The organism is Cloacibacillus sp., assembly GCA_036655895.1.
Lineage (GTDB): Bacteria > Synergistota > Synergistia > Synergistales > Synergistaceae > JAVVPF01.
In genome coordinates this window covers 7,355-7,603 of sequence record JAVVPF010000055.1, presented here as the reverse complement: position 1 = coordinate 7,603, position 249 = coordinate 7,355, and the positions used below count along the sequence as shown (strand labels likewise).

Annotated in this window: 1 protein-coding gene; it reads right to left on the bottom strand. The window is 60.2% G+C overall.

Annotated elements, in window-relative coordinates; genetic code table 11:
- The coding region (locus tag RRY12_12025; GenBank protein ID MEG2185400.1) for a hypothetical protein at positions 1 to 249 on the bottom strand (249 nt) is incomplete at both ends.

Sequence of the window (249 nt, the reverse complement as noted above, 5' to 3'; positions counted from 1 at the left end):
CCATAACGGCGGTCGCTATCTGCGTCGGCGTCTTATTCATATCCACGGCCAGTATGGCGGCAAAGAGCGGCTCGTTGACGCCGTTTTTCATATCGCCGTTTGCCGGCCCCACCGGCGTCCCTACGCCGCGCTTTATGAGCAAAAGCTCCGTGCCCTCCCACGGAAACGATGCGCGCATCCCTACGCTCTTTTTACAGTAGTTGAGCCACGTCGTCATCGCCTTCACGTCGTCGTCGGAAAGCGGCGCGG